General features: G+C 42.2%; 20 protein-coding genes. 9 read left to right on the top strand and 11 right to left on the bottom strand.

Going from position 1 to position 19,777, the window contains the following annotated elements; translation table 11 throughout:
* Nucleotides 1-69: 69 nt before the first annotated feature.
* From KP803_RS02845 to KP803_RS02825, 5 genes are all read right to left on the bottom strand, one after another.
* Nucleotides 70-519, bottom strand: coding sequence for an NfeD family protein (locus tag KP803_RS02845; RefSeq protein WP_248007310.1), 450 nt, complete (start codon nucleotides 517-519; stop codon nucleotides 70-72).
* An 8-nt stretch (nucleotides 520-527) separates the two neighbouring features.
* Nucleotides 528-1,451, bottom strand: coding sequence for an SPFH domain-containing protein (locus KP803_RS02840; protein ID WP_248007309.1), 924 nt, complete (start codon nucleotides 1,449-1,451; stop codon nucleotides 528-530).
* 156 nt (nucleotides 1,452-1,607) lie between these two features.
* A complete protein-coding gene (locus tag KP803_RS02835) occupies nucleotides 1,608-2,462 on the bottom strand; it encodes a thioredoxin family protein (protein ID WP_248007308.1) in 855 nt (284 codons plus the stop codon).
* Between the two features lie 352 nt (nucleotides 2,463-2,814).
* The gene (locus KP803_RS02830; RefSeq protein WP_248007307.1) at nucleotides 2,815-3,642 is read right to left on the bottom strand and encodes an SDR family oxidoreductase; all 828 of its coding nucleotides are present in this window, start codon (nucleotides 3,640-3,642) and stop codon (nucleotides 2,815-2,817) included.
* Nucleotides 3,643-3,684: 42 nt separating this feature from the next.
* A complete protein-coding gene (locus tag KP803_RS02825; RefSeq protein WP_248007306.1) occupies nucleotides 3,685-4,599 on the bottom strand; it encodes a TIGR01777 family oxidoreductase in 915 nt (304 codons plus the stop codon).
* A 187-nt stretch (nucleotides 4,600-4,786) separates the two neighbouring features.
* On the opposite strand from KP803_RS02825, the gene KP803_RS02820 reads away from it, so the two are divergent.
* Genes KP803_RS02820 through yfcE form a run of 5 tightly spaced genes read left to right on the top strand, consistent with a single transcriptional unit; the run spans nucleotide 4,787 to nucleotide 7,657 of the window.
* Nucleotides 4,787-5,521 carry a DUF1538 domain-containing protein gene (locus tag KP803_RS02820; RefSeq protein ID WP_248007305.1) on the top strand — a complete coding sequence of 245 codons (735 nt, stop codon included), beginning with the start codon at nucleotides 4,787-4,789 and terminating at the stop codon, nucleotides 5,519-5,521.
* Nucleotides 5,518-6,312 (top strand): DUF1538 domain-containing protein, encoded by a 795-nt coding sequence (locus KP803_RS02815; RefSeq protein WP_248007304.1) that lies wholly within the window; start codon nucleotides 5,518-5,520, stop codon nucleotides 6,310-6,312. The genes KP803_RS02820 and KP803_RS02815 overlap by 4 nt, the downstream gene beginning before the upstream one ends.
* On the top strand, nucleotides 6,302-6,652 hold the full coding sequence (locus KP803_RS02810; RefSeq protein ID WP_248007303.1) for a P-II family nitrogen regulator: 351 nt from the start codon (nucleotides 6,302-6,304) through the stop codon (nucleotides 6,650-6,652). Before KP803_RS02815 ends, KP803_RS02810 begins: the two co-directional genes overlap by 11 nt.
* Nucleotides 6,649-7,059: a CBS domain-containing protein gene (locus KP803_RS02805; protein WP_248007302.1), complete on the top strand. Its 411-nt coding sequence runs from the start codon at nucleotides 6,649-6,651 to the stop codon at nucleotides 7,057-7,059. The genes KP803_RS02810 and KP803_RS02805 overlap by 4 nt, the downstream gene beginning before the upstream one ends.
* Nucleotides 7,060-7,105: 46 nt before the next feature.
* Entirely contained in the window at nucleotides 7,106-7,657 is a 552-nt protein-coding gene (yfcE, locus tag KP803_RS02800; protein WP_248007301.1) for a phosphodiesterase, read from the top strand.
* A gap of 68 nt (nucleotides 7,658-7,725) precedes the next feature.
* Here the strand turns inward: yfcE and KP803_RS02795 are convergent, their stop codons facing one another.
* From KP803_RS02795 to KP803_RS02785, 3 genes are all read right to left on the bottom strand, one after another.
* On the bottom strand, nucleotides 7,726-8,481 hold the full coding sequence (locus KP803_RS02795) for a sulfite exporter TauE/SafE family protein (RefSeq protein WP_248007300.1): 756 nt from the start codon (nucleotides 8,479-8,481) through the stop codon (nucleotides 7,726-7,728).
* A 168-nt stretch (nucleotides 8,482-8,649) separates the two neighbouring features.
* Nucleotides 8,650-9,162, bottom strand: coding sequence for a regulatory protein ToxS (locus KP803_RS02790; protein ID WP_248007366.1), 513 nt, complete (start codon nucleotides 9,160-9,162; stop codon nucleotides 8,650-8,652).
* Between the two features lie 11 nt (nucleotides 9,163-9,173).
* The gene (locus KP803_RS02785; protein WP_248007299.1) at nucleotides 9,174-10,031 is read right to left on the bottom strand and encodes a winged helix-turn-helix domain-containing protein; all 858 of its coding nucleotides are present in this window, start codon (nucleotides 10,029-10,031) and stop codon (nucleotides 9,174-9,176) included.
* A gap of 252 nt (nucleotides 10,032-10,283) precedes the next feature.
* Between KP803_RS02785 and htpG the strand changes: the two genes are divergently transcribed.
* The 4 genes from htpG (at nucleotide 10,284) to rfaH (ending at nucleotide 14,883) form a co-directional block, all read left to right on the top strand.
* Nucleotides 10,284-12,188, top strand: a complete 1,905-nt coding sequence (htpG, locus tag KP803_RS02780; protein WP_248007298.1) for a molecular chaperone HtpG — start codon at nucleotides 10,284-10,286, stop codon at nucleotides 12,186-12,188.
* 351 nt (nucleotides 12,189-12,539) lie between these two features.
* Complete coding sequence (gene adk, locus KP803_RS02775) at nucleotides 12,540-13,184, top strand: adenylate kinase (RefSeq protein ID WP_248007297.1); 645 nt, start codon at nucleotides 12,540-12,542, stop codon at nucleotides 13,182-13,184.
* A gap of 117 nt (nucleotides 13,185-13,301) precedes the next feature.
* Entirely contained in the window at nucleotides 13,302-14,264 is a 963-nt protein-coding gene (gene hemH / locus KP803_RS02770; RefSeq protein ID WP_248007296.1) for a ferrochelatase, read from the top strand.
* Between the two features lie 124 nt (nucleotides 14,265-14,388).
* The gene (gene rfaH / locus KP803_RS02765; protein WP_248007295.1) at nucleotides 14,389-14,883 is read left to right on the top strand and encodes a transcription/translation regulatory transformer protein RfaH; all 495 of its coding nucleotides are present in this window, start codon (nucleotides 14,389-14,391) and stop codon (nucleotides 14,881-14,883) included.
* A gap of 90 nt (nucleotides 14,884-14,973) precedes the next feature.
* On the opposite strand, the gene asnB is transcribed toward rfaH, so the two are convergent.
* The 3 genes from asnB to nagC form a co-directional block, all read right to left on the bottom strand.
* On the bottom strand, nucleotides 14,974-16,638 hold the full coding sequence (asnB, locus tag KP803_RS02760) for an asparagine synthase B (RefSeq protein WP_248007294.1): 1,665 nt from the start codon (nucleotides 16,636-16,638) through the stop codon (nucleotides 14,974-14,976).
* 218 nt (nucleotides 16,639-16,856) lie between these two features.
* Complete coding sequence (locus tag KP803_RS02755; protein WP_248007293.1) at nucleotides 16,857-18,452, bottom strand: cation:proton antiporter family protein; 1,596 nt, start codon at nucleotides 18,450-18,452, stop codon at nucleotides 16,857-16,859.
* A 110-nt stretch (nucleotides 18,453-18,562) separates the two neighbouring features.
* The gene (gene nagC, locus KP803_RS02750; RefSeq protein WP_248007292.1) at nucleotides 18,563-19,777 is read right to left on the bottom strand and encodes a DNA-binding transcriptional regulator NagC; all 1,215 of its coding nucleotides are present in this window, start codon (nucleotides 19,775-19,777) and stop codon (nucleotides 18,563-18,565) included.

The raw sequence follows: 19,777 nt of genomic DNA, 5'->3' as shown, positions 1-19,777 counted from the left end.
TTCTATGGATAAAGAGCAATTTCCAAGTATAAATTTAGTGCTAATACAATAATCAGTAGCTTTTTAGTTTTACACTTTATTAATAGTTAAAATTATTCCATCAATTTTAGTGATGATGACTTTTTGACCTTTTTCTAAACTTGACTCCGATTTTGCCGACCAAGTCGTATCACCAAGCTTCAAACGATTAGTTCCAACGACAATATCTTCTTGTAAGATTAGTGTCTTACCTATTAACTGCTTTTGCTTCTGATTTAAGTCTCGGTTTTTATCATCTTGAGTATCGGTTTTTAGTTGTTTTCGCCACCATAGCCAAGTGGTGATGAGAGATAATACTCCAAAGCAGACCCATTGCAGCTGCCAACTCATCGGTAGACTAGTAAAAATAGCCCCAACGATAAGTGCTGAAATTCCTAGCCATAAGAAGTAACCAGCCGTACCGAGTAGCTCTATAGCGAGAAGAGCTAGACCAAAAGCGAGCCAGTGCCAATGATTAATTGATTCTAAGAATTCCAACACGTTACCACCTATTTATCTTGAGAAGAGTCTGCTTTAAACATTTCCGCGATGCCAGCAACAGAACCCATTAGACCGGTTGCTTCAAGTGGCAGCATGATGATCTTGTTATTTTCAGCTTGACCTATTGATTTTAGAGCATCGGTGTAGCCTTGCGCGATAAAGTAATTCACCGCTTGCATGTCACCTTGAGCAATAGCGGTTGATACCATTTCTGTCGCTCTGGCTTCCGCTTCCGCCGCACGTTCACGAGCTTCTGCTTGAAGTATAGCGGCTTGTTTATCACCTTCCGCTTTTAAAATTTCAGACTGTTTATGGCCTTCTGCTTTCAGAATTTCAGCTTGTCTTACACCCTCGGCTTCTAATATATCGGCACGCTTATTACGTTCCGCTTTCATTTGCGCGTTCATTGCGGCGGTCAAATCTGCTGGTGGCTGTACATCTTTAATCTCGATACGAGTGACCTTTACACCCCACGGATTGGTTGCTTCATCAACGATCGACAGCAGCTTGGTATTGATCATGTCACGCTGGCTGAGCATTTCATCGAGCTCCATTGAACCTAATACCGTACGAATATTCGTGAGCGTTAGATTACGAATAGCATGAGCGAGGTCGGTAACTTCATAGGCGGCTTTTGCAGCATCAATGGCTTGGATAAAACAGACGGCGTCAATAACCACATTCGCGTTATCTTTAGAGATCACTTCTTGAGCTGGGATATCTAGCACACGCTCCATCATATTGATTTTTTGCCCAATACGGTCAACAAAAGGGATGATGATGTTTAATCCGGGTTGAAGCGTTTGTGTGTAACGCCCAAATCGTTCTACGGTCCAGTTGCTACCTTGTGGAACGGTTTTTACCGCTGAGGCAATAAGCGCAATGATGACGAATACGAAAAAACCAATGGTGATCAGAGAGTCGATAGGCATAACAATTCCTTATGGGGGTTGTTGCATTATTTCTATCTATACTATCTTAGTTTTCGTCTAAATAGTCGATTTAGTGGCTAAGTTTTAATGACTTAAGGATTTAGTCGCAACCTTAAGTCATTGTATGAAATGCATTTTGATCAGGAGAAGAAGGGGCTAATAAAGTAGTGAGTAGAGCTGACGACGATACTTTCCAGCAATTGGGCTTGTCTGGCCTAGCGCACTCAAGATATCCATAATGGTCTTTTTCAATTCACCATCATGAACATTTAAGTTGGTTTTCAGGTGACTCCAAAGTAATTCTAGAGCTTCCTCTGAGCGGCTAACTTGATGGTATTGAAGTGCAAGCTCACAAACCGTGTCGTAGTCATTCGCATTTAAGGAAAGCGCAGATTCTAGAGCTTGAATTTCAGGGCTATCAGCAGCTTGTTTATGTAGCTCAAGTTTCGCTATTAGGCTCTTGTAGTAATTATCTTGGTATTCAAGCGGAATGCTGTCTAATTGCAGTTCTGCTAGCTCAAATTGTTGTGTTTCAAGTGCACTTTCAGCGATAGCAAGCTTCACTTCAGGCTTTGCTTTTAGTTCATCAGCAAGCTCAATAAATAGGGCTAATGCTGGCTCATATTCTTTCGCTTGCATTAACTCTATGGCTTTATTGAGATTTAGCTCATCTTGGCTTGGTAGGTGCTTTGATAGCATCTGTTCAATGGCGGTAATTTCTTGAGGGCCACCCATTCCGTCAACCGCTTGGCCATTGATAAACAGTGCGATGGTTGGTAGTGCTTGAACGCCAAATTGTGAGGCGATTGCTTGTTCTTGTTCACAGTTAAGTAGCGCAAGCGTAAAAGCACCGTTGTATTGTTGAGTCAGTGATTGAAGCTGTGGGATTATCGCTGCACTTTCTTGACTCATAGGAGCCCAGAAGTGAATAAGAACTGGGGATGTCGTTGAGCCTTCAAGGATCTCTCTGAAGTTTTGCTCATTCATTTCTACAATATAAGGGGATTGCATGTGTACTTATCCTAGATGAACTGCCTAATTACTATAGGAAATAAGGGCGAATCTTGAGTTTATCAAGGGGTAACAAAAAATGCCGCTGGGAGTGGCGGCATTTCAGTCCAATATCTGAATAATCTCGTTCGAAAGAACAAAAGACTTTAGAGATATCGTAGAGAACTTAAGGGAGCTAAAAGTTGCAAGCTAAAAATAGATAAACAATGTCAGCGTAACGCATACACCTAGTATGTTTAGTTGAGTTAATGTCATTGAATGTCTCACCTGATCAAATATTTTAAGTAACACTTTTGTATGTTTCATAAACAATATGACAGAGATCTGTGACGCTTTCATTACAGGTCGAATTTTAAGCTGCTTTTTGGAGAAGTTTATCAAGCCATCTATTAGGCAATATACGTTTCAACACTGAAAAGACCTTTGTTGGGGTCGTAACTCGATAACGAATCTTAGGCATTTTGGCTTCTAGTGCATGGATGAGAGGGGGAATACACGATTCAGGGGGAAGTACGAAAGCGTTGTTGGATTTGTCGTTATCCAGCCTAGACTTTTGAAGTGCATAAGCTTTGTGATGAACACTGTTATTAGGATCTATCCACTTTTCAAATGCAACCAAAGCATTGGAACGAAACTCAGTCTCAATCGGCCCAGGCTCAATTAAGCTAACATGAATATTGGTATTTGCTAGTTCAAGTCGAAGGGTATCGCTCCATCCTTCAATCGCAAATTTGGAGGAATTGTAAGCCCCTCGATATTTCATTGCAGCAAAGCCTAAAACGGAACTGTTTTGAATAATTCGACCTTCACCATTTTGACGTAAAGTTGGCAGTAACAGAGTAGTCAATGTATGCCAACCAAACACATTGGCTTCAAACTGTTCGCGAAGTGCTTGGGTTGGTAGGTCTTCAAGGGCTCCAGGTTGCCCATATGCGCCATTATTAAACAGTGCATAGAGCTGATTGTTAGAGATCCTTAGTGCAGACTCAACGGCGGCGTGAATGCTCTGCTCACTGTTTAAGTCAAGTTGAATGCAAGTGATACCTTGCTGATTGAGGGATTCTACATCTTTAGCACTTCGGCAAGAGGCAATGACGTTGTACCCTCTCTCTGTTAACGCCTTTACGGCTGTTAAACCAATGCCAGAAGAGCACCCTGTAATTAATATCCATCGACTCATATGTATGCTACGTACAATTAAACTTGACGATAGAATAATGGATCAGCCCTGATGATGTAACAGGTTTTTTAACGCAGGGTCGATACGTGAGTAGGTAAAGCGGAATCCTAGGTCCGTTAACTTTTTCGGTTTGCAGCGCACGCTATCAAGAAGCAGCATGGCACATTCACCGAGCATTAATTTAATTAACCAATCGGGCGTGAATAAGATATGTGGTCGCTTTAACGTCTTAGCCAGAGCCTTGCTAAAGTCTTGGTTTGTGACTGGGTGAGGGGCGGTAAGGTTAAATTCGCCGTCAGCATGGTGAGTATCAAGAAGGTGATTAATGGCTCGAACCATATCAATCATATGGATCCACGGCATATATTGCTGCCCAGAGCCAACCGCACCGCCTAACCCTAATTTATAAACGGGAAGCATTTTAGATAGAGCGCCACCGCTAGGGTGTAGCACGACTCCTGTTCTTAGTACGCAAACTCGCGTCTGTTCGGATCGCGCTCTCTTGGCGATTGACTCCCACTTTTCACAAACTTTATGTGGAAAATTCTCTTGGCTGACATGCAACGATTCATCAAAAGGGTGACTCTGCTGATCGCCATAATATCCAACCGCTGAGCCACTGATGAATACAGAAGGAGGAGAGGTACTAGCGTGAATTAAAGCGACTAACTTTTCTGTAATCTCCCAACGACTGTCACATATCTTTTCTTTCTGTTGTTTTGACCAACGCTTATCGGCGATGGGTTCGCCCGCAAGGTTTATAATGGCATCAAAATCATTAAGTTGTTGGAGCTTGTTAAGTGAAGAGACAAAGGAGAGGTTAATACTACTGATGTGAGACAGTGTCTGTTTTGCTCGCTCAATATTGCGTGTGAGTATGACGACCTGATGAGTTATTAGACTTTTTAAGAGCTCTTGACCGATAAACCCTGTCCCCCCTGTAATCAATATCTTCATTCGGCCTCCTTTTTCTAAATTATAATCACTTTGTTATTAAAGTAATGATAGACGTACATTTTTAGCATTAATAGGCGTTAACGCTACAATTAATAAATCTTTTATTACCACCTCGCTATGTTTATCACATCACTGCGGTGATCTATTTGCCATGATGTAAATGCCCCTTTAATTCCATGGAGATTGAATGAAAGGACTATCAGCCCTATTTAAATCATTGCTTTCAAGCTTTCGAGATCTCTTGCCCATTATTGTGGTCATTGCTTTTTTCCAACTTCTCGTGTTGCAAGAGCCTTTACCTAATATTGTATCGATAGTGATGGGTTTGGTTCTTGTCGTACTAGGGTTAACTTTCTTCATCTACGGACTAGAGATGGGGCTCTTTCCGATTGGAGAATCAATGGCTCAGACTTTTGCTCGAAAGGGGAGTGTCTTTTGGTTGCTGGTTTTTGCTTTTTGTCTTGGTTTTGGGACGACTGTAGCCGAGCCGGCTTTAACTGCTGTGGCTAATGAGGCGGCTGAAGTGGCAGCGGAAGGCGGAGTGATCACGAACTCAATGGAAACGAGGGATGATTATGCGAATGGCCTGCGCTATACCGTTGCATTGTCTGTCGGAGTCGCCATTCTAATCGGCGTGTTAAGGATACTTAAAGGCTGGCCTATTCAATATATGATCATTGGTGGCTATATTGGTGTGGTGGTCCTTACCGGTTTTGCACCCTCGCATATCATTGGTATTGCTTATGATTCAGGAGGGGTGACGACATCAACAATTACCGTTCCTCTTGTAACTGCGCTTGGTGTTGGATTAGCTTCTGCGATTAAAGGAAGAAACCCAATGCTTGATGGCTTTGGTTTGATCGCTTTTGCATCCCTATTACCCATGATGTTTGTGATGATCTACGGGATGGTGCTGGGATGATTAGCCTTAGCCATTTTATCAATACGTTTGCCGATACCATTATCAATGTATTTCCCATTGTAATAATACTCTTTGCCTTTCAAGTGGCAGTACTTCGACGTCCAGTCAATAACCTTCCTAAAGTAATCATTGGATTTATTTATGTTCTTTTAGGTCTATCCCTATTTTTGATCGGGCTAGAGCTCGCTCTTTTTCCCTTAGGAGAGACGATGGCGAGACAATTGACGGCACCCGACTTCTTAAACGAAGTTCGTATCAGCCTAGGTGCTCAGCTTTCATGGATTGATTATTACTGGGTGTACCTTTTTGCTTTTTTGATAGGTTTTAGTACGACAATTGCTGAGCCCTCTTTGATTGCCGTTGCGATAAAGGCCAATCAAGTGTCTGGTGGCAGTATCAGCGTAAATGGCTTGAGAGTTTCTGTGGCTTTAGGTGTGGCTTTTGGTATTGCACTGGGTAGTTATCGGATTGTAGTGGGGGATCCCATCCACTATTACATCATTGTTGGTTATATCGTTGTCGTCATCCAGACTTTTTATGCCCCTAAACTGATTATTCCATTGGCTTACGACTCTGGCGGCGTCACCACTTCGACAGTAACGGTTCCGTTGGTGGCAGCCTTGGGGTTGGGATTGGCTTCAACGGTGCCTGGAAGGAATCCAGTCATTGATGGCTTTGGGCTCATCGCGTTTGCCAGCTTATTCCCAATTATTTCAGTGATGGCTTATGCACAAATCACACAGTTTCTAAACAAAAAGAAAGTATCAAAGGAGAACTCTGATGCGCTTTAAACTCATACTGGCGTTTGTTGAAGAAAGTAAAACCGACATTGTTCTTGATGCCGCTAGGAATACTGGTGCAACTGGAGCAACCGTGATTAACAATGCTCGAGGTGAAGGACTCAATAAAAAACGAACCTTCTTTGGTTTAACACTCGAGGTACAAAAGGATGTGCTGTTGTTTGTCGTCGAAGAGCATCTATCGAGGCATATTTTGGAAACAATCAGTGAGGTTGGCGAGTTTGATTCCGAGTCAGGGCAGGGAATTGCTGTGCAAATCGATATTGAAGACGCTGTAGGTGTAGCCCATCAAGTTGAGACATTAACAAAAGTGGTAGAGGACGAATTATGAATGCTCATTTGAAAATACGAGTGCGAGATGTCATGGCGAATACTTATGTCATGGTTGATGGTTTAACGACCGTCAATGAGGCAATCGCTTTGGCAAGGAAACATCAAGTAAAAGCGCTTGTAGTGAATAAGCGCCACGATGACGATGAGTTCGGAATCGTATTGATGAATGATATAGCGAAGAAAGTCTTGGCACAAAATCGCTCTCCACTGAGAACCAATGTGTATGAGATTATGACCAAGCCTGCTTTGTCGGTAGAGCCTAATATGAACGTCAAATACTGCGCACGCCTGTTTGAACGTTTTGGTATCAGCAGAGCTCCAGTCATTGAAAATGGCGAAGTCATTGGGATGGTTAGTTACAATAATATTGTGGTTAATGGTATGGCTAGAGATGACGAAAGCTAGAATAGGCCTTAGAATGTGCCTCAATATTGATTGAGGAGTCATACCCGTGGAATTATTTTTTGCTTCTGATTTGCATGGAAGCCTGCCGGAAACCCAGCTGGTTATTGAAAAATTTAGGGAGTCTGGTGCCGGTACATTGGTTCTACTAGGGGATGTATTGAATCATGGCCCAAGAAACCCAGTACCAGAAGGCTATGCCCCTGCCGAGGTAGCAACATTACTAAATCAGTATGCGGACTCTATTATTGCCGTTAGAGGTAACTGTGATAGTGAAGTTGACCAAATGCTTCTGAATTTTCCAATGATGACGGATTATTCATGGCTGCTGCTTGAGTCTGGCCAGCGTATGTTTATTACTCATGGACACCTTTATAATTCAACTAAAAGACCTCCCTTAAAAAACAATGATCTCATGGCATTTGGGCATACACACATACCATTGGCAGAAAAAGAACAGGGAATCATTCTATTTAACCCTGGCTCGGTCACTTTTCCTAGAGAGGGACACCCGGCAAGCTTCGGCTACTACAGAAATGGTGAGTTGCAAGTGATTAGTTTCAAAGGTGATGTGATAGCTCAGTGCCGCTGCTCAGATTAATTTAGAAGCAGCTCGAAAGTTCAACAGACCTAGTGAGTAAAGCTCTTTCTAATTAAAAATATCTTCTCTTAGATTAAGAGCTTTATTCCCACGGCAAAAGTAAGAACCTCAAAACAGATCTTAATGGTCTTATTACTCTTTTTTAGAGCAATATAGGCGCCGATGCTACCACCTAGAAAAGAGCTCAATAAAAGAATAGGAATCCACTGCCAGTAAATAGGCGCCCCTGCTTGAGCGATGGCAATACCACCGATACCATTCCAGAAAATCCCCACGCATAGCATGGTATAAGCGACCGCTTGTTTGTAACTAAAACCGAACCAGCGAACTAAAAATAGTGTGACAAGTAGCCCTGATCCTGCGGTCAAAGAACCGTTGATGATGCCTATTGTGAATAGTCCTATTGCACCAATTACCCAGCCCATTGTGGTTCTATTTATGGATAACTCCTCTTGCCCAAGTGTTTTCTTAAATCGTGAGTAAACCCCTAAACAGAGAATCATGCTGCCTAATAACTTAGTGGCGATAGCTTCAGGAATAAGCATAACGATATTGGCCCCTACAATCGCCCCAGCGCTACCAACAAGTGTGATAAATAATGCGATTGGAAGGTGACATGTTCTGTGTTTTATATGGGTGTAGGCCGCCCCAAGACCTAAAGCGACACTCGCCACTTTATGCGTTCCTAAAGCGATAGAAAAAGGTAACCCTAGAAAAATAAGCAGTGGAAATTGGAGTAAGCCAGCGCCACCACCAGAGAGCGAGGCGAGGGTGTTAGCGATAAGTGAGCCAAAGAAAAGTACACTTGAGTCGATGATATCCATTGAGTTCCTTCTCAATCTGGTGCTGTTTTTTATTGCTAGAGATAACTTAAAACAAAAGGGAGACAAATTGTCTCCCTTTAGATTTTTTAGTTTAAGCTATGTGACGCTACCTAACTTATTGAACATTAAAATTTAGTCAGTAAGTGCTAACTAAAGGTTATGTATTGATTAGTTAGTAAACAGTACCGTTGAACCATGGCTAAGGCTTGTTAACAACAAGGTTTTAGCGTTAACGATATCAATACGACGGCTTTGCTGAGCATCCATCTTAAATAGCTGAGTAATCAGAGAGAGTTGGTCCTCGGTGAAATCTCTCGTTTGCGCTGATGAGACATCTTTAAATTCTCTTGGTGATACTAATAGGTAGTTGTCACTGATATCCCACTCGCCTGTTTCTGAAATATTAATAACGGTTTCATTATCGCTATTTTCTACAAGCAGTCTAACTAGCGAAACGCGAATATAAGTACCATTAGGCAGGTATTTTACATTGGAATTTACTTCAGCACGTCTTAGGGGGCCAACAGAGTCTTCAACGGTATGAGAAATCTCTGTGATCATACGTGATTGCCATTCGTGAGAGGTAAGCACCTGTTCAACTTTAAGATCACTTCCCCAGTATAACCAAGCACTGAATATCGCGGATAGTGCAAGAATTAGGGCCGCGACTTTTTGAGTCATCATCTTATTCATCACTTACATACCTTCTTGATATTTGGGTTATTCCAGATAATGCGAACACTCTTATTGTTAGAGGATTTCTCAACATCATGAATGTAGTTCAAAATGATTTGGTCATTTTGTCCACCAGTTGCAATGATCATGCTAGGTATTAATTCACCATCGTGTGATTCTACATAGTTATTAACACACGCTTTGAGTGATGGAAGCCATTGACTAAGTTCCGGGTGATTCATTGGAGCCATAACGGGTACATCGTTGTACACAGCAAGCTCTCTAAATTCTGTTTCACTTGGCGTAGAAAGCAGAGTGACGGATAGCGGGAGAAGAACCGCTAGAATCAATAGAATATTAGCGAGTAGCTTAGAAGGTTTAGCAATCCCAAAGCTTGGTTTGATATTTGGTGATTTTGCGTGCTCAACTGTCGGCTCTAAAGCCGCCTCAGGTGTGAGCGTTGTTGAAATTTCATCGATAGAACCCTCTTCTGTGGCGTCAATATTGACGTCTTTAGAAGAGCTTAATGCCGTTGTTTGTTCAACGGAACAGATCAACTGGTAACCACGCTTTGGCACTGTTTTGACGAATAATGGCGATTTTGTTGAGTCCTTCAACATTTTTCTAAGTGTTGATATTGCTTGTGTTAGGCTTGAGTCATCCACTTCAAAGCCTTGATCACGCCAGACGAATTCATGCAGTTCATTACGAGTAATGACTTCATTTGGGCGCTCACACAATAACAATAAAATTCGACTTTCATTGCTTCCTAAGCGAACGAGGTCGGTATCATTTTCTTGATCTACTAGTGAGTTGTTATTTGGGTCAAAAGTAAATCGGCTTGCGAGGATAAACTTCGTGCCTATATTGCTCATTGGACTCTTCTCAATTTATACAAATTCGGGGGCAAACGGTCAGTTTGAATGGCAACAACTGAAACATCAAATGATAGATTTTAGCTTCTTTGATGATTTTCGGTTGGTAGGATAAACAAAAATGATAAAAAAAACAGTGTTTTTATGACTTTTGACCTTGAATTTACATTTGTCATCCTCATGTTAACTATCAATTGCCCCTTAGGTGGGCTTATTACCGATTAATGAATTAATTAGAGTCACGGAGCTAATATGAGCGAAACGGCAACAAGCAATAAAGAAACGCGCGGCTTTCAGTCTGAAGTAAAACAGTTACTTCATTTAATGATTCACTCTTTGTATTCGAATAAAGAAATTTTCCTAAGAGAGTTAATCTCAAACGCGTCGGATGCTTCTGACAAACTACGCTTTCAAGCGCTTTCAGATCCAAGCTTATATGCTGGAGATGCGGATCTTGGCGTTAAACTCTCATTTGACGAAGCGGCTAACACGTTAACTGTTTCAGATAACGGCATTGGTATGAGCCGTGAAGATGTGATTGAGCACCTAGGAACTATCGCAAAGTCTGGTACTGCCGATTTCTTCTCTAAGCTTTCGGAAGACCAAAGTAAAGATTCTCAACTTATTGGTCAGTTCGGTGTTGGTTTTTATTCGGCATTTATTGTTGCTGATGCGGTAACGGTTCGTACTCGTTGTGCAAATCAAAATGCCGATCAAGCTGTTCAATGGCACTCTGCTGGTGAAGGCGATTACACGATCGAAGATACCACTAAAGAGACTCGTGGTACTGATATCATCTTGCACATGCGTGACGAAGGTAAAGAGTTCCTTTCTGAGTGGCGCCTTCGTGAAGTTATCGGTAAGTACTCTGATCACATCGGGATTCCTGTCTCTATTCTAACGGCGGTAAAAGACGAAGAAGGGAAAGAGACTGAAGAAACTAAGTGGGAGCAAATTAATAAAGCTCAAGCACTTTGGACTCGTAATAAGTCAGACATTTCAGAAGAAGAGTACCAAGAGTTTTATAAGCACGTTTCTCACGACTTTGCTGATCCATTGTTATGGAGCCATAACAAAGTTGAAGGTAAAAACGATTACACCAGCTTACTTTACATCCCAGCGAAAGCCCCTTGGGATATGATGAATCGTGATCATAAATCTGGCTTAAAACTGTACGTTCAACGTGTCTTTATTATGGATGACGCTGAGCAGTTCATGCCATCTTACTTGCGCTTTACTCGTGGTTTAATTGATTCAAATGATCTACCACTGAACGTTTCTCGTGAAATCTTACAAGATAACAAAGTAACGCAATCACTACGTAATGCATGTACCAAACGTGTGTTGACAATGTTAGAGCGTCTAGCGAAAAACGACGAAGATAAATACCAAAATTTCTGGAAAGAGTTTGGCCTTGTGCTAAAAGAAGGCCCTGCTGAAGATGCAGCGAATAAAGAAAAAGTAGCGGGCCTACTACGTTTTGCATCGACAGAAGTTGACTCTTCAGAGCAAACCATTGGTCTTGCTTCTTACGTTGAACGCATGAAAGAAGAGCAAGATAAGATCTACTACCTAACCGCAGACAGCCATGTTGCTGCGAAGAACAGCCCACACTTAGAACAGTTCAAAGCGAAAGGTATTGAAGTCATTCTAATGTCAGACCGTATTGACGAATGGTTGATGAACTACTTAACTGACTTTGACGGTAAGCAGTTCCAGTCAATTACGAAAGCGGGTCTTGATTTAAGTAAGTTTGAAGACGAAGCAGAGAAAGAGCAGCAAAAAGAGACGGAAGAAGAGTTCAAGTCAGTTGTTGAGCGTACTCAAGCTTACCTAGGTGACCGAGTTAAAGAAGTTCGTACAACGTTCAAGCTTGCTAATACTCCAGCAGTTGTTGTCACTGATGACTTTGAAATGGGTACTCAAATGGCGAAGCTTTTAGAAGCAGCTGGTCAGGAAGCGCCTCAAGTGAAGTACATCTTTGAGCTGAACCCACAACACGATTTAGTTAAGCGTATGGCTGATGAAGCTGACGAACAAGCATTTGGTGGTTGGGTTGAAGTTCTACTTGGTCAAGCAATGCTAGCAGAGAAAGGTTCTATGGAAGATCCGTCTCAGTTTGTTGGCGCGATCAATAAGCTTTTGACTAAAGTGTAATACGCAAATAAAAATCAAAGCTCGCTTAGGCGAGCTTTTTCTTTTTGTTGATTAAAACCATCGAAATTACTTACGTTTTTCTATTTGAGTAAGAAAACGGTTGCGTCTAGGACCATTCTTTAGTCGTAAATCGGATCGATTGATAAAAAAATATGTTAATATGCCTGCCGGATTGACATGCTCTATGCACTGTTATTCATTCAAAAGGCGACACATTTAATACATTATACCGAAACTTATCGTTACTACCCTGCTGTAAAATAGTGGCTTTGGAACCATAGAAATATGGTAATCAGAACAGTAGTGCAGTGAGCTTCGGTATAAATCATTTATTTCTAAAGAGGAACAAACATGCGCATCATCCTTCTAGGTGCTCCAGGTGCAGGTAAAGGCACACAAGCTCAATTCATCATGGAAAAGTATGGCATTCCACAAATCTCAACGGGTGACATGCTACGTGCTGCAATTAAAGCGGGCACTGAAATGGGCAAGCAAGCGAAAGCGGTAATTGATGCTGGTCAACTTGTTTCTGATGAGATCATTCTTGGTCTTATCAAAGAGCGCATTGCGCAAGATGATTGCGAGAAAGGGTTCTTACTTGACGGCTTCCCACGTACTATTCCACAAGCTGATGGCTTGAAAGCGATGGGCGTAGCGGTTGATTACGTAATCGAATTTGATGTTGCTGACAGTGTTATCGTTGAGCGTATGGCTGGTCGTCGTGCTCACCTAGCTTCTGGTCGTACTTACCATACAACATACAATCCACCAAAAGTGGAAGGTAAAGACGATATTACTGGTGAAGATCTTGTTGTTCGTGATGATGATAAAGAAGAAACCGTTCGTGCACGTCTTGGTGTATATCATGAGCAAACAGCACCTCTTATTTCTTACTACGGTGAAGAAGCAAAAGCAGGTAACACTCAGTACCTGAAATTTGATGGTACTAAGCAAGTAGACGCTGTGAGTGCTGACATTGAAAAAGCACTAGCATAAATCGTTAACTTCTTACCTAAGAATTTGATATATTTGAAGCGACCTTAAAGGTCGCTTTTTTTGTTTTAATTTTTAGTACATTACTTTCAAAAAGTAAAATGTTGGTCTCAGGTATCTATGGAAAATAATAAGAAACAGGGTGTTTTACTGGTGAACCTAGGTACTCCAGATTCAGCTACCCCGGCTGGTGTTCGTCGTTTTTTGGGTGAGTTTTTACACGATAAGCGAGTGGTAAGCTTAACTCGCTGGCTTTGGTGTCCAATTTTACATGGCGTGATTTTGCCAATTCGCTCACCAAAAGTGGCAAAGTTGTATCAGTCTGTTTGGATGGATGAGGGGTCTCCACTGCTTGTTTATTCAAAGAGGCAAGCTGAAAAACTGCAGAAGAAAATAGACATACCTGTTGCATTGGGTATGACCTATGGCAACCCAAGTCTCAAGACGGGCATTGAACAGCTGTTGGAACAGGGCGTTGAAGACATCATCGTATTGCCTTTATATCCTCAATATTCAGGGACAACCACCGCGGCGGTTTCTGATGGTTTAACGAAAGCCTTTAAACAGATGCCGGTTATCCCAAATTATCGCTTTATTCGCGACTATTACTCACACCCGAGTTACGCGAAAGCACTAGCTGAAAGTGTTCGCAGTCATTGGGATAAAAATGGCCGAGCCGATCATTTGGTTTGTTCTTTCCATGGGATTCCGAAGCGGTTGGCTGATGAAGGTGATATCTACCCGCAACATTGTGAAGCGACGACAAAGTTGCTTGCTGCAGAGTTAGGGTTGTCGGCGGAAGAAATCACGATGACCTACCAGTCTCGATTTGGTCGAGAAGAGTGGTTAAAACCCTATACAGATGAAACGTTAGAATCTTTGCCGGGAAAAGGCATTAAGAAAATTGATATTATGGCACCTGCATTCTCAGTAGACTGTTTAGAGACGCTGGAAGAGATTTCTGACCAGTGTAAGGAAACCTTCATCGAAGCTGGTGGTTCGGAGTTTAGCTATATTATGTGCCTGAACGACAGAGACTCACATATCGATATGATGGCGGAGTTAGTTGATCTTCATCGTTAATATCGATGTAAATGAACTAATTACCGAATAAGGTTTCAGTGTGATTATCCCTGTTTACCTAATTCAATTAACACCATTTTGGGCTTATGTTAATATGTCCGAAAAATAGAAAATGGCTAGTAAAATGAAACGTTGGTATCTTCTCTATTGTAAAAGAGGCGAACAGCAAAGAGCTAAACAACACTTGGAAAACCAGTCGGTGGAAGTGTTTTACCCTGAAGTGGAATTAGAAAAAATAACGCGCGGTAAGAAATCGATCAAGAAAGAGCCTCTCTTTCCTTCTTATATGTTTGTCCGTTTTGACTTTGAAGCCGGTCCATCGTTTACGACCGTCCGTTCTACACGTGGCGTGGTAGACTTTGTACGCTTAGGGAGAGACCCTCAGGAAGTTCAAGGTGATTTGATTTATACACTTAAGAAGTTTGAGAAAGAGACGGTAGAGCTACAAGCAAAAGATTTACCGAAAGAAGGTGAAACGGTCAGCGTGGTTAGCGGACAATTTACCGGACTAGAAGCGATTTATAAAGAATCCGACGGTGAGCTTCGCTCGATATTATTGGTGAAAATGATCAATAAAGTGGTTCCCGTTAGCATTGATAATAAACATCTGGATTTGTAGCTCAGATGATGAGTATATACAGAAAAGGCACCCGTGGGTGCCTTTTTCACATGAGACTATCTGGTTTACAGAAAGTCTTAACTTATCGTGTTAGTAAGAGTCATTATGTACAGCTTGTACAGCACGACCTGACGGGTCTACGCAGTTTTGGAATGACTCATCCCATTCAATCGCCTTCGCTGAAGAACACGCTACTGATGGACCACCAGGTACACATTCTGCAGCAGAAGGAAGAGGGAATAGCTCTTCAAAAATCTCACGGTAAGCGTACGCCTCTTTGGTTTGAGGAGTATTGTATGGGAAACGGAATTCAGCGGTTTCCATCTGCTTATCAGTCACTTTTGCATCTGCTGTTGCTTTCAGAGTGTCAATCCACTCGTAGCCAACACCATCAGAGAACTGCTCTTTTTGACGCCAAGCGATAGCTTCTGGCAGGTAGTGCTCAAAACACTCACGAAGAATGTGTTTTTCCATTTTTCCATTGCCACACATCTTATCTTCAGGGTTTAGTCGCATTGCTACGTCAATAAACTCTTTATCTAAGAATGGCACTCGGCCTTCAACGCCCCATGCTGCCAATGATTTGTTTGCACGAGCACAGTCAAACATATTAAGAGCTAATAGCTTACGTACTGTTTCTTCATGGAACTCTTTCGCGTTTGGTGCTTTGTGGAAATATAAATAGCCGCCAAAAATCTCATCAGCGCCTTCGCCAGATAGAACCATTTTGATACCCATGGCTTTGATCTTACGTGCCAGTAAGTACATCGGTGTTGAAGCACGAATGGTTGTCACATCGTAGGTTTCAATGTGGTAAATAACATCTCGAATGGCATCTAGGCCTTCTTGAATGGTGTAGGTCATTTCGTGGTGTACGGTACCAATTTGGTCCGCAACTTCACGAGCGGCTTTCAAATCAGGTGCACCTTCTAAACCAACAGCAAAAGAGTGCAGTTGTGGCCACCAAGCTTCAGATTGGCCATCATCTTCGATACGCTTTGCTGCAAAACGTTTAGCAACTGCTGATGTAATGGATGAATCAAGACCGCCAGAAAGTAACACACCGTAAGGTACATCGGTCATTAACTGACGTTTAACCGCCGCTTCTAATGCTTCGGTAAGATCTTCTTTACTCGTCGAGTTACCATGTACTGCAGCATACTCATTCCAGTCACGAGTGTAGTAACGTTGTGGCTCTGAGTCGCCAGACGTGTAGTAGCAACCTGGAGGAAATTCACTGACTGTCTTACAAACAGGGACTAACGCTTTCATTTCTGAAGCAACGTAGTAGTTGCCATGTTCGTCATAGCCTTGGTATAGCGGAATGATACCAATGTGGTCACGTCCTACTAGGTATTGATCTTTTTCTTCGTCGTATAGTACGAAGGCGAAAATGCCGTTAAGTTCTTCTAGAAGCTCTGAGCCGTACTCTTGATAAAGTGCCAAAATAACTTCACAGTCGGAATCGGTTTGGAAGTCAAACTTTCCTTCATAGCGAGCGCGGATCTCTTTGTGGTTATAGATTTCACCGTTTACCGCTAATATGTGTTTTTTATCTTGGCTATAGAGAGGCTGAGCACCACTATTTAGGCCAACGATAGCAAGACGTTCATGGGCCAAAATAGCATTGTCTGAAGTGTAGATTCCTGACCAATCCGGGCCACGGTGGCGTAATTTTTTAGACATTTCCAGTGCCACGGGACGTAGTGCACTTGCATCACTTTTAATATCTAAGATGCCAAATATTGAACACATAGAACTTCCTTTTAAATTATGTTTAACCTGTTAATAGCAATTTGCCATTTTGGTTAAGAAAAGCAACACTTAAAGAGAAATAAATACAATAAAATGGCCACGAGAAAGAAAATGTTTAATACAAGGTGTGTTTTGGTGAATTTTTTTTAAGGCGGGACGGTGTTTTAGTCGAGAAAGGCGAGATACCCTGTATCTCGCCCTTAAACATTAGATTTTATTTAGTGCTCGTTTTCTTTGGCGAACGTCGGCTCTAGCTGATCGCAAACGTGACGAGCGAAGCCACTCCCTGCTTCGTTATAGATATTGAAGGCAGCATCGACGCCATTTTCAATAAGAAGATCAAGTTGGTCTGAGTGCTCAGCAATCGCGGCGATTTGCCCCTGGAAGTTACGGGACTGAAGCTGTTTTAACGCGATTTGATTACCTTGGTGATGTGGCATCGCAAGCAAAACGAGCTTCACATTGGCTGTATCGAGAATTCGCTCCCAAAAATCAGGGTCGGTTGCATCGCCAGAAATTACATTCCTACCTTCCGAACGATGCTCAATGGCAGAGTCTTCTTTGATTTCTATCCCAAGGCTAATTTTACCATAACGGCTTATAAGCTCATCGTACGCACCCGATCCAATTCTTCCCATACCCAGTATGAGTATTTGAGCGTTTCCTGGATTAATCAATTGATCTCGATTATTGAGCTTTTCAGCTGCATGCTCTTTTAGCCAACGACCAGAGCGTTGGTATAGTTCATGACCTTTACGGTTAATTGGAGCTGCAACAATAAATGACATTGATACCGTTAGTGCTAACGCAACAAGAATGTCGCTAGAAATCCAACCTTTACTGAATGCTAATCCACCAACAATCAAACCAAACTCACTAAAGTTCAATAGGGATAATGATGTGAGCAGTGAGGTTCTAACTCTGAATTTATAGGAATTAAGAATTAAGAAATATAGAGCCCCGTTAATTGGCAGGATAAGCATAAATAGCAGAGAAAGACCAATAGCAGACAGGGTTGGCTGACCAGATAACCCGATATTTAAGAAGAAACAAACTAGCAGTAGCTCCTTAATGTTAAAGAGCGATTTAGAGAGCTCTGATGCCTTTTTGTGCCCTGCTAGCAACATGCCAATAAGCAGTGCACCTAAGTCTGCTTTAATGCCGACTAAGTCGAATAATCCTGCGCCAAGAACTAGGCAGATGAAAATACCGCAAAGGACCAGCATTTCACCATGTCCCACCTTATCAAGTAGGCGGTAAATTAATGGCCTTAAGAATGGCAGGGCAAACAGTGCGATGGCGTACCACTCTGGTATCTTACCGGTTGATACTGTAAGGAAGATGACAGCAAAGATATCCTGCATAACAAGAATACCAATGGCGAGTGTGCCGTACGTGGCATTCATTTCACCTTTCTCTTGCAGTGTTTTAACGGCGAAAACAGTGGATGAGAAGGAGAGGGCAAATGCGAGTAATACAATCTGTTCAATTTCTACCGACGCTAAACTTGACACACCTAAGTACTTAAATAGCAAAAGTGCGGCACTAAAAGATAGTGTTGATAGAAGGTTGTGTACCGTTGCTCCTGCCCAAATCTCTTTGGAGAGTAAAATCTTTACATCGAGCTTTAACCCAATGGTGAAAAGGAGAAGAGTAACACCGAGATCGGCAAGGGTAATTATCGTTTCATTGCTTTGGTAACCAAAAGCATGAAGACCGAAACCGGCTAATAGAAACCCCACAAGAGGGGGAAGGTTGCACTTTAGTGCAAGAAACCCTGCGACAAACGCAGTCGTAATAAATATGATTTCCATATGATTTGGATGTTCCTAGATAGCAAAAGGCTGTGAAAAATCACAGCCTAGGATTGTACATCAGTTAGTTGTAAATGGGATAGATGCAGATGGATTAGCTGCTATTAAAGCTAATCTTCGAGCAGCTTTTGCAGCAATACACCATTGAGCATTGAACGCTTTATCATCGCAAATGCGCCAATTGTAGGTTGGTTATCAACTAATGACGCCACGATAGGGAGTGATTGGTGGAACGTTGTCAACGATTGGTTTTCTACATTACGGCGGATCGCTGGAAAGAGAATATCTTCACTTGCGGTAATGTCGCCTGCTATGATCACTTTCTGTGGGTTAAACAAGTTGATGGTGATTGCGATGGCCTTGCCTAGCTGATTCCCAACACGAACTAGACTTTGGCTTGCAAGTTCATCCCCTTTATTGGCATGTTCACACACATCTTGAATAGTGACGCTATCAAGTTTTGTCAGGCTAGATTCATACCCTTGCCCTATCAACTTTCTTACGCGCTCTAAAATTGCAGGGTTAGAGGCGACGGTTTCTAAACAACCAAAGTTACCGCATTGGCACTGTTCACCAAGAGGGTCGATTTGAATATGGCCAATCTCACCGACGTTACGGTTGAAACCTAGAAAAACCTGACCATTGACGATAATGCCCGCACCCGTACCACGATGTACACTAACCAAAATCGAATCTTGGCAATCTTGGGATGCACCAAAATAATGTTCTGCTAGTGCAATACCTCTGACATCGTTGCCTACAAAGCACTCGACATTGAATTTATCTCTGATGATTGAGCCTAGAGGAAGGTGGTCGATATCAGTATTTGGCATGTACTCGACGATGCCTTTCTCTGGGTCGACAAGGCCAGGTAGCGCAATACCAATCGCAATAAGTTGCTGAGTGATAGATTTGTATCGCTCGATAAAGGAGCTTAAGTGCGCCACTAAACCATCGGTCAGTTCAGTTTGATTAGTATAGAAAAGTTCGTGATGTTCAGTGACCAGTTCTTTGCCACCAAGGTCATAGAGACTAAATTGGAGGTAGTCTCGTCCTAGTCTCACTGCCACAGAGTGGAAGGGTTCCACTTCTGTGGTAAGCGATATTGCTCTACGTCCACCCGTAGAGGCTTGTTGCGCGACTTCTTTAATCAAGCCGCGCTCTAATAGTTGACGGGTAATTTTGGTAACACTTGCTGGTGCTAATTGACTCACATCAGCGACCTGTATTCTGGATATAGGTCCTTTTTGATCGATCAATCGATATACTGCTGCGCTATTTAGTTGCTTAACTAAATCTACGTTACCTATTTGTCCGCCATTCAT

The sequence above is a fragment of the Vibrio amylolyticus genome (assembly GCF_023145695.1).
Lineage (GTDB): Bacteria > Pseudomonadota > Gammaproteobacteria > Enterobacterales > Vibrionaceae > Vibrio > Vibrio amylolyticus.
This window is presented reverse-complemented; position numbering and strand designations above follow the sequence as displayed.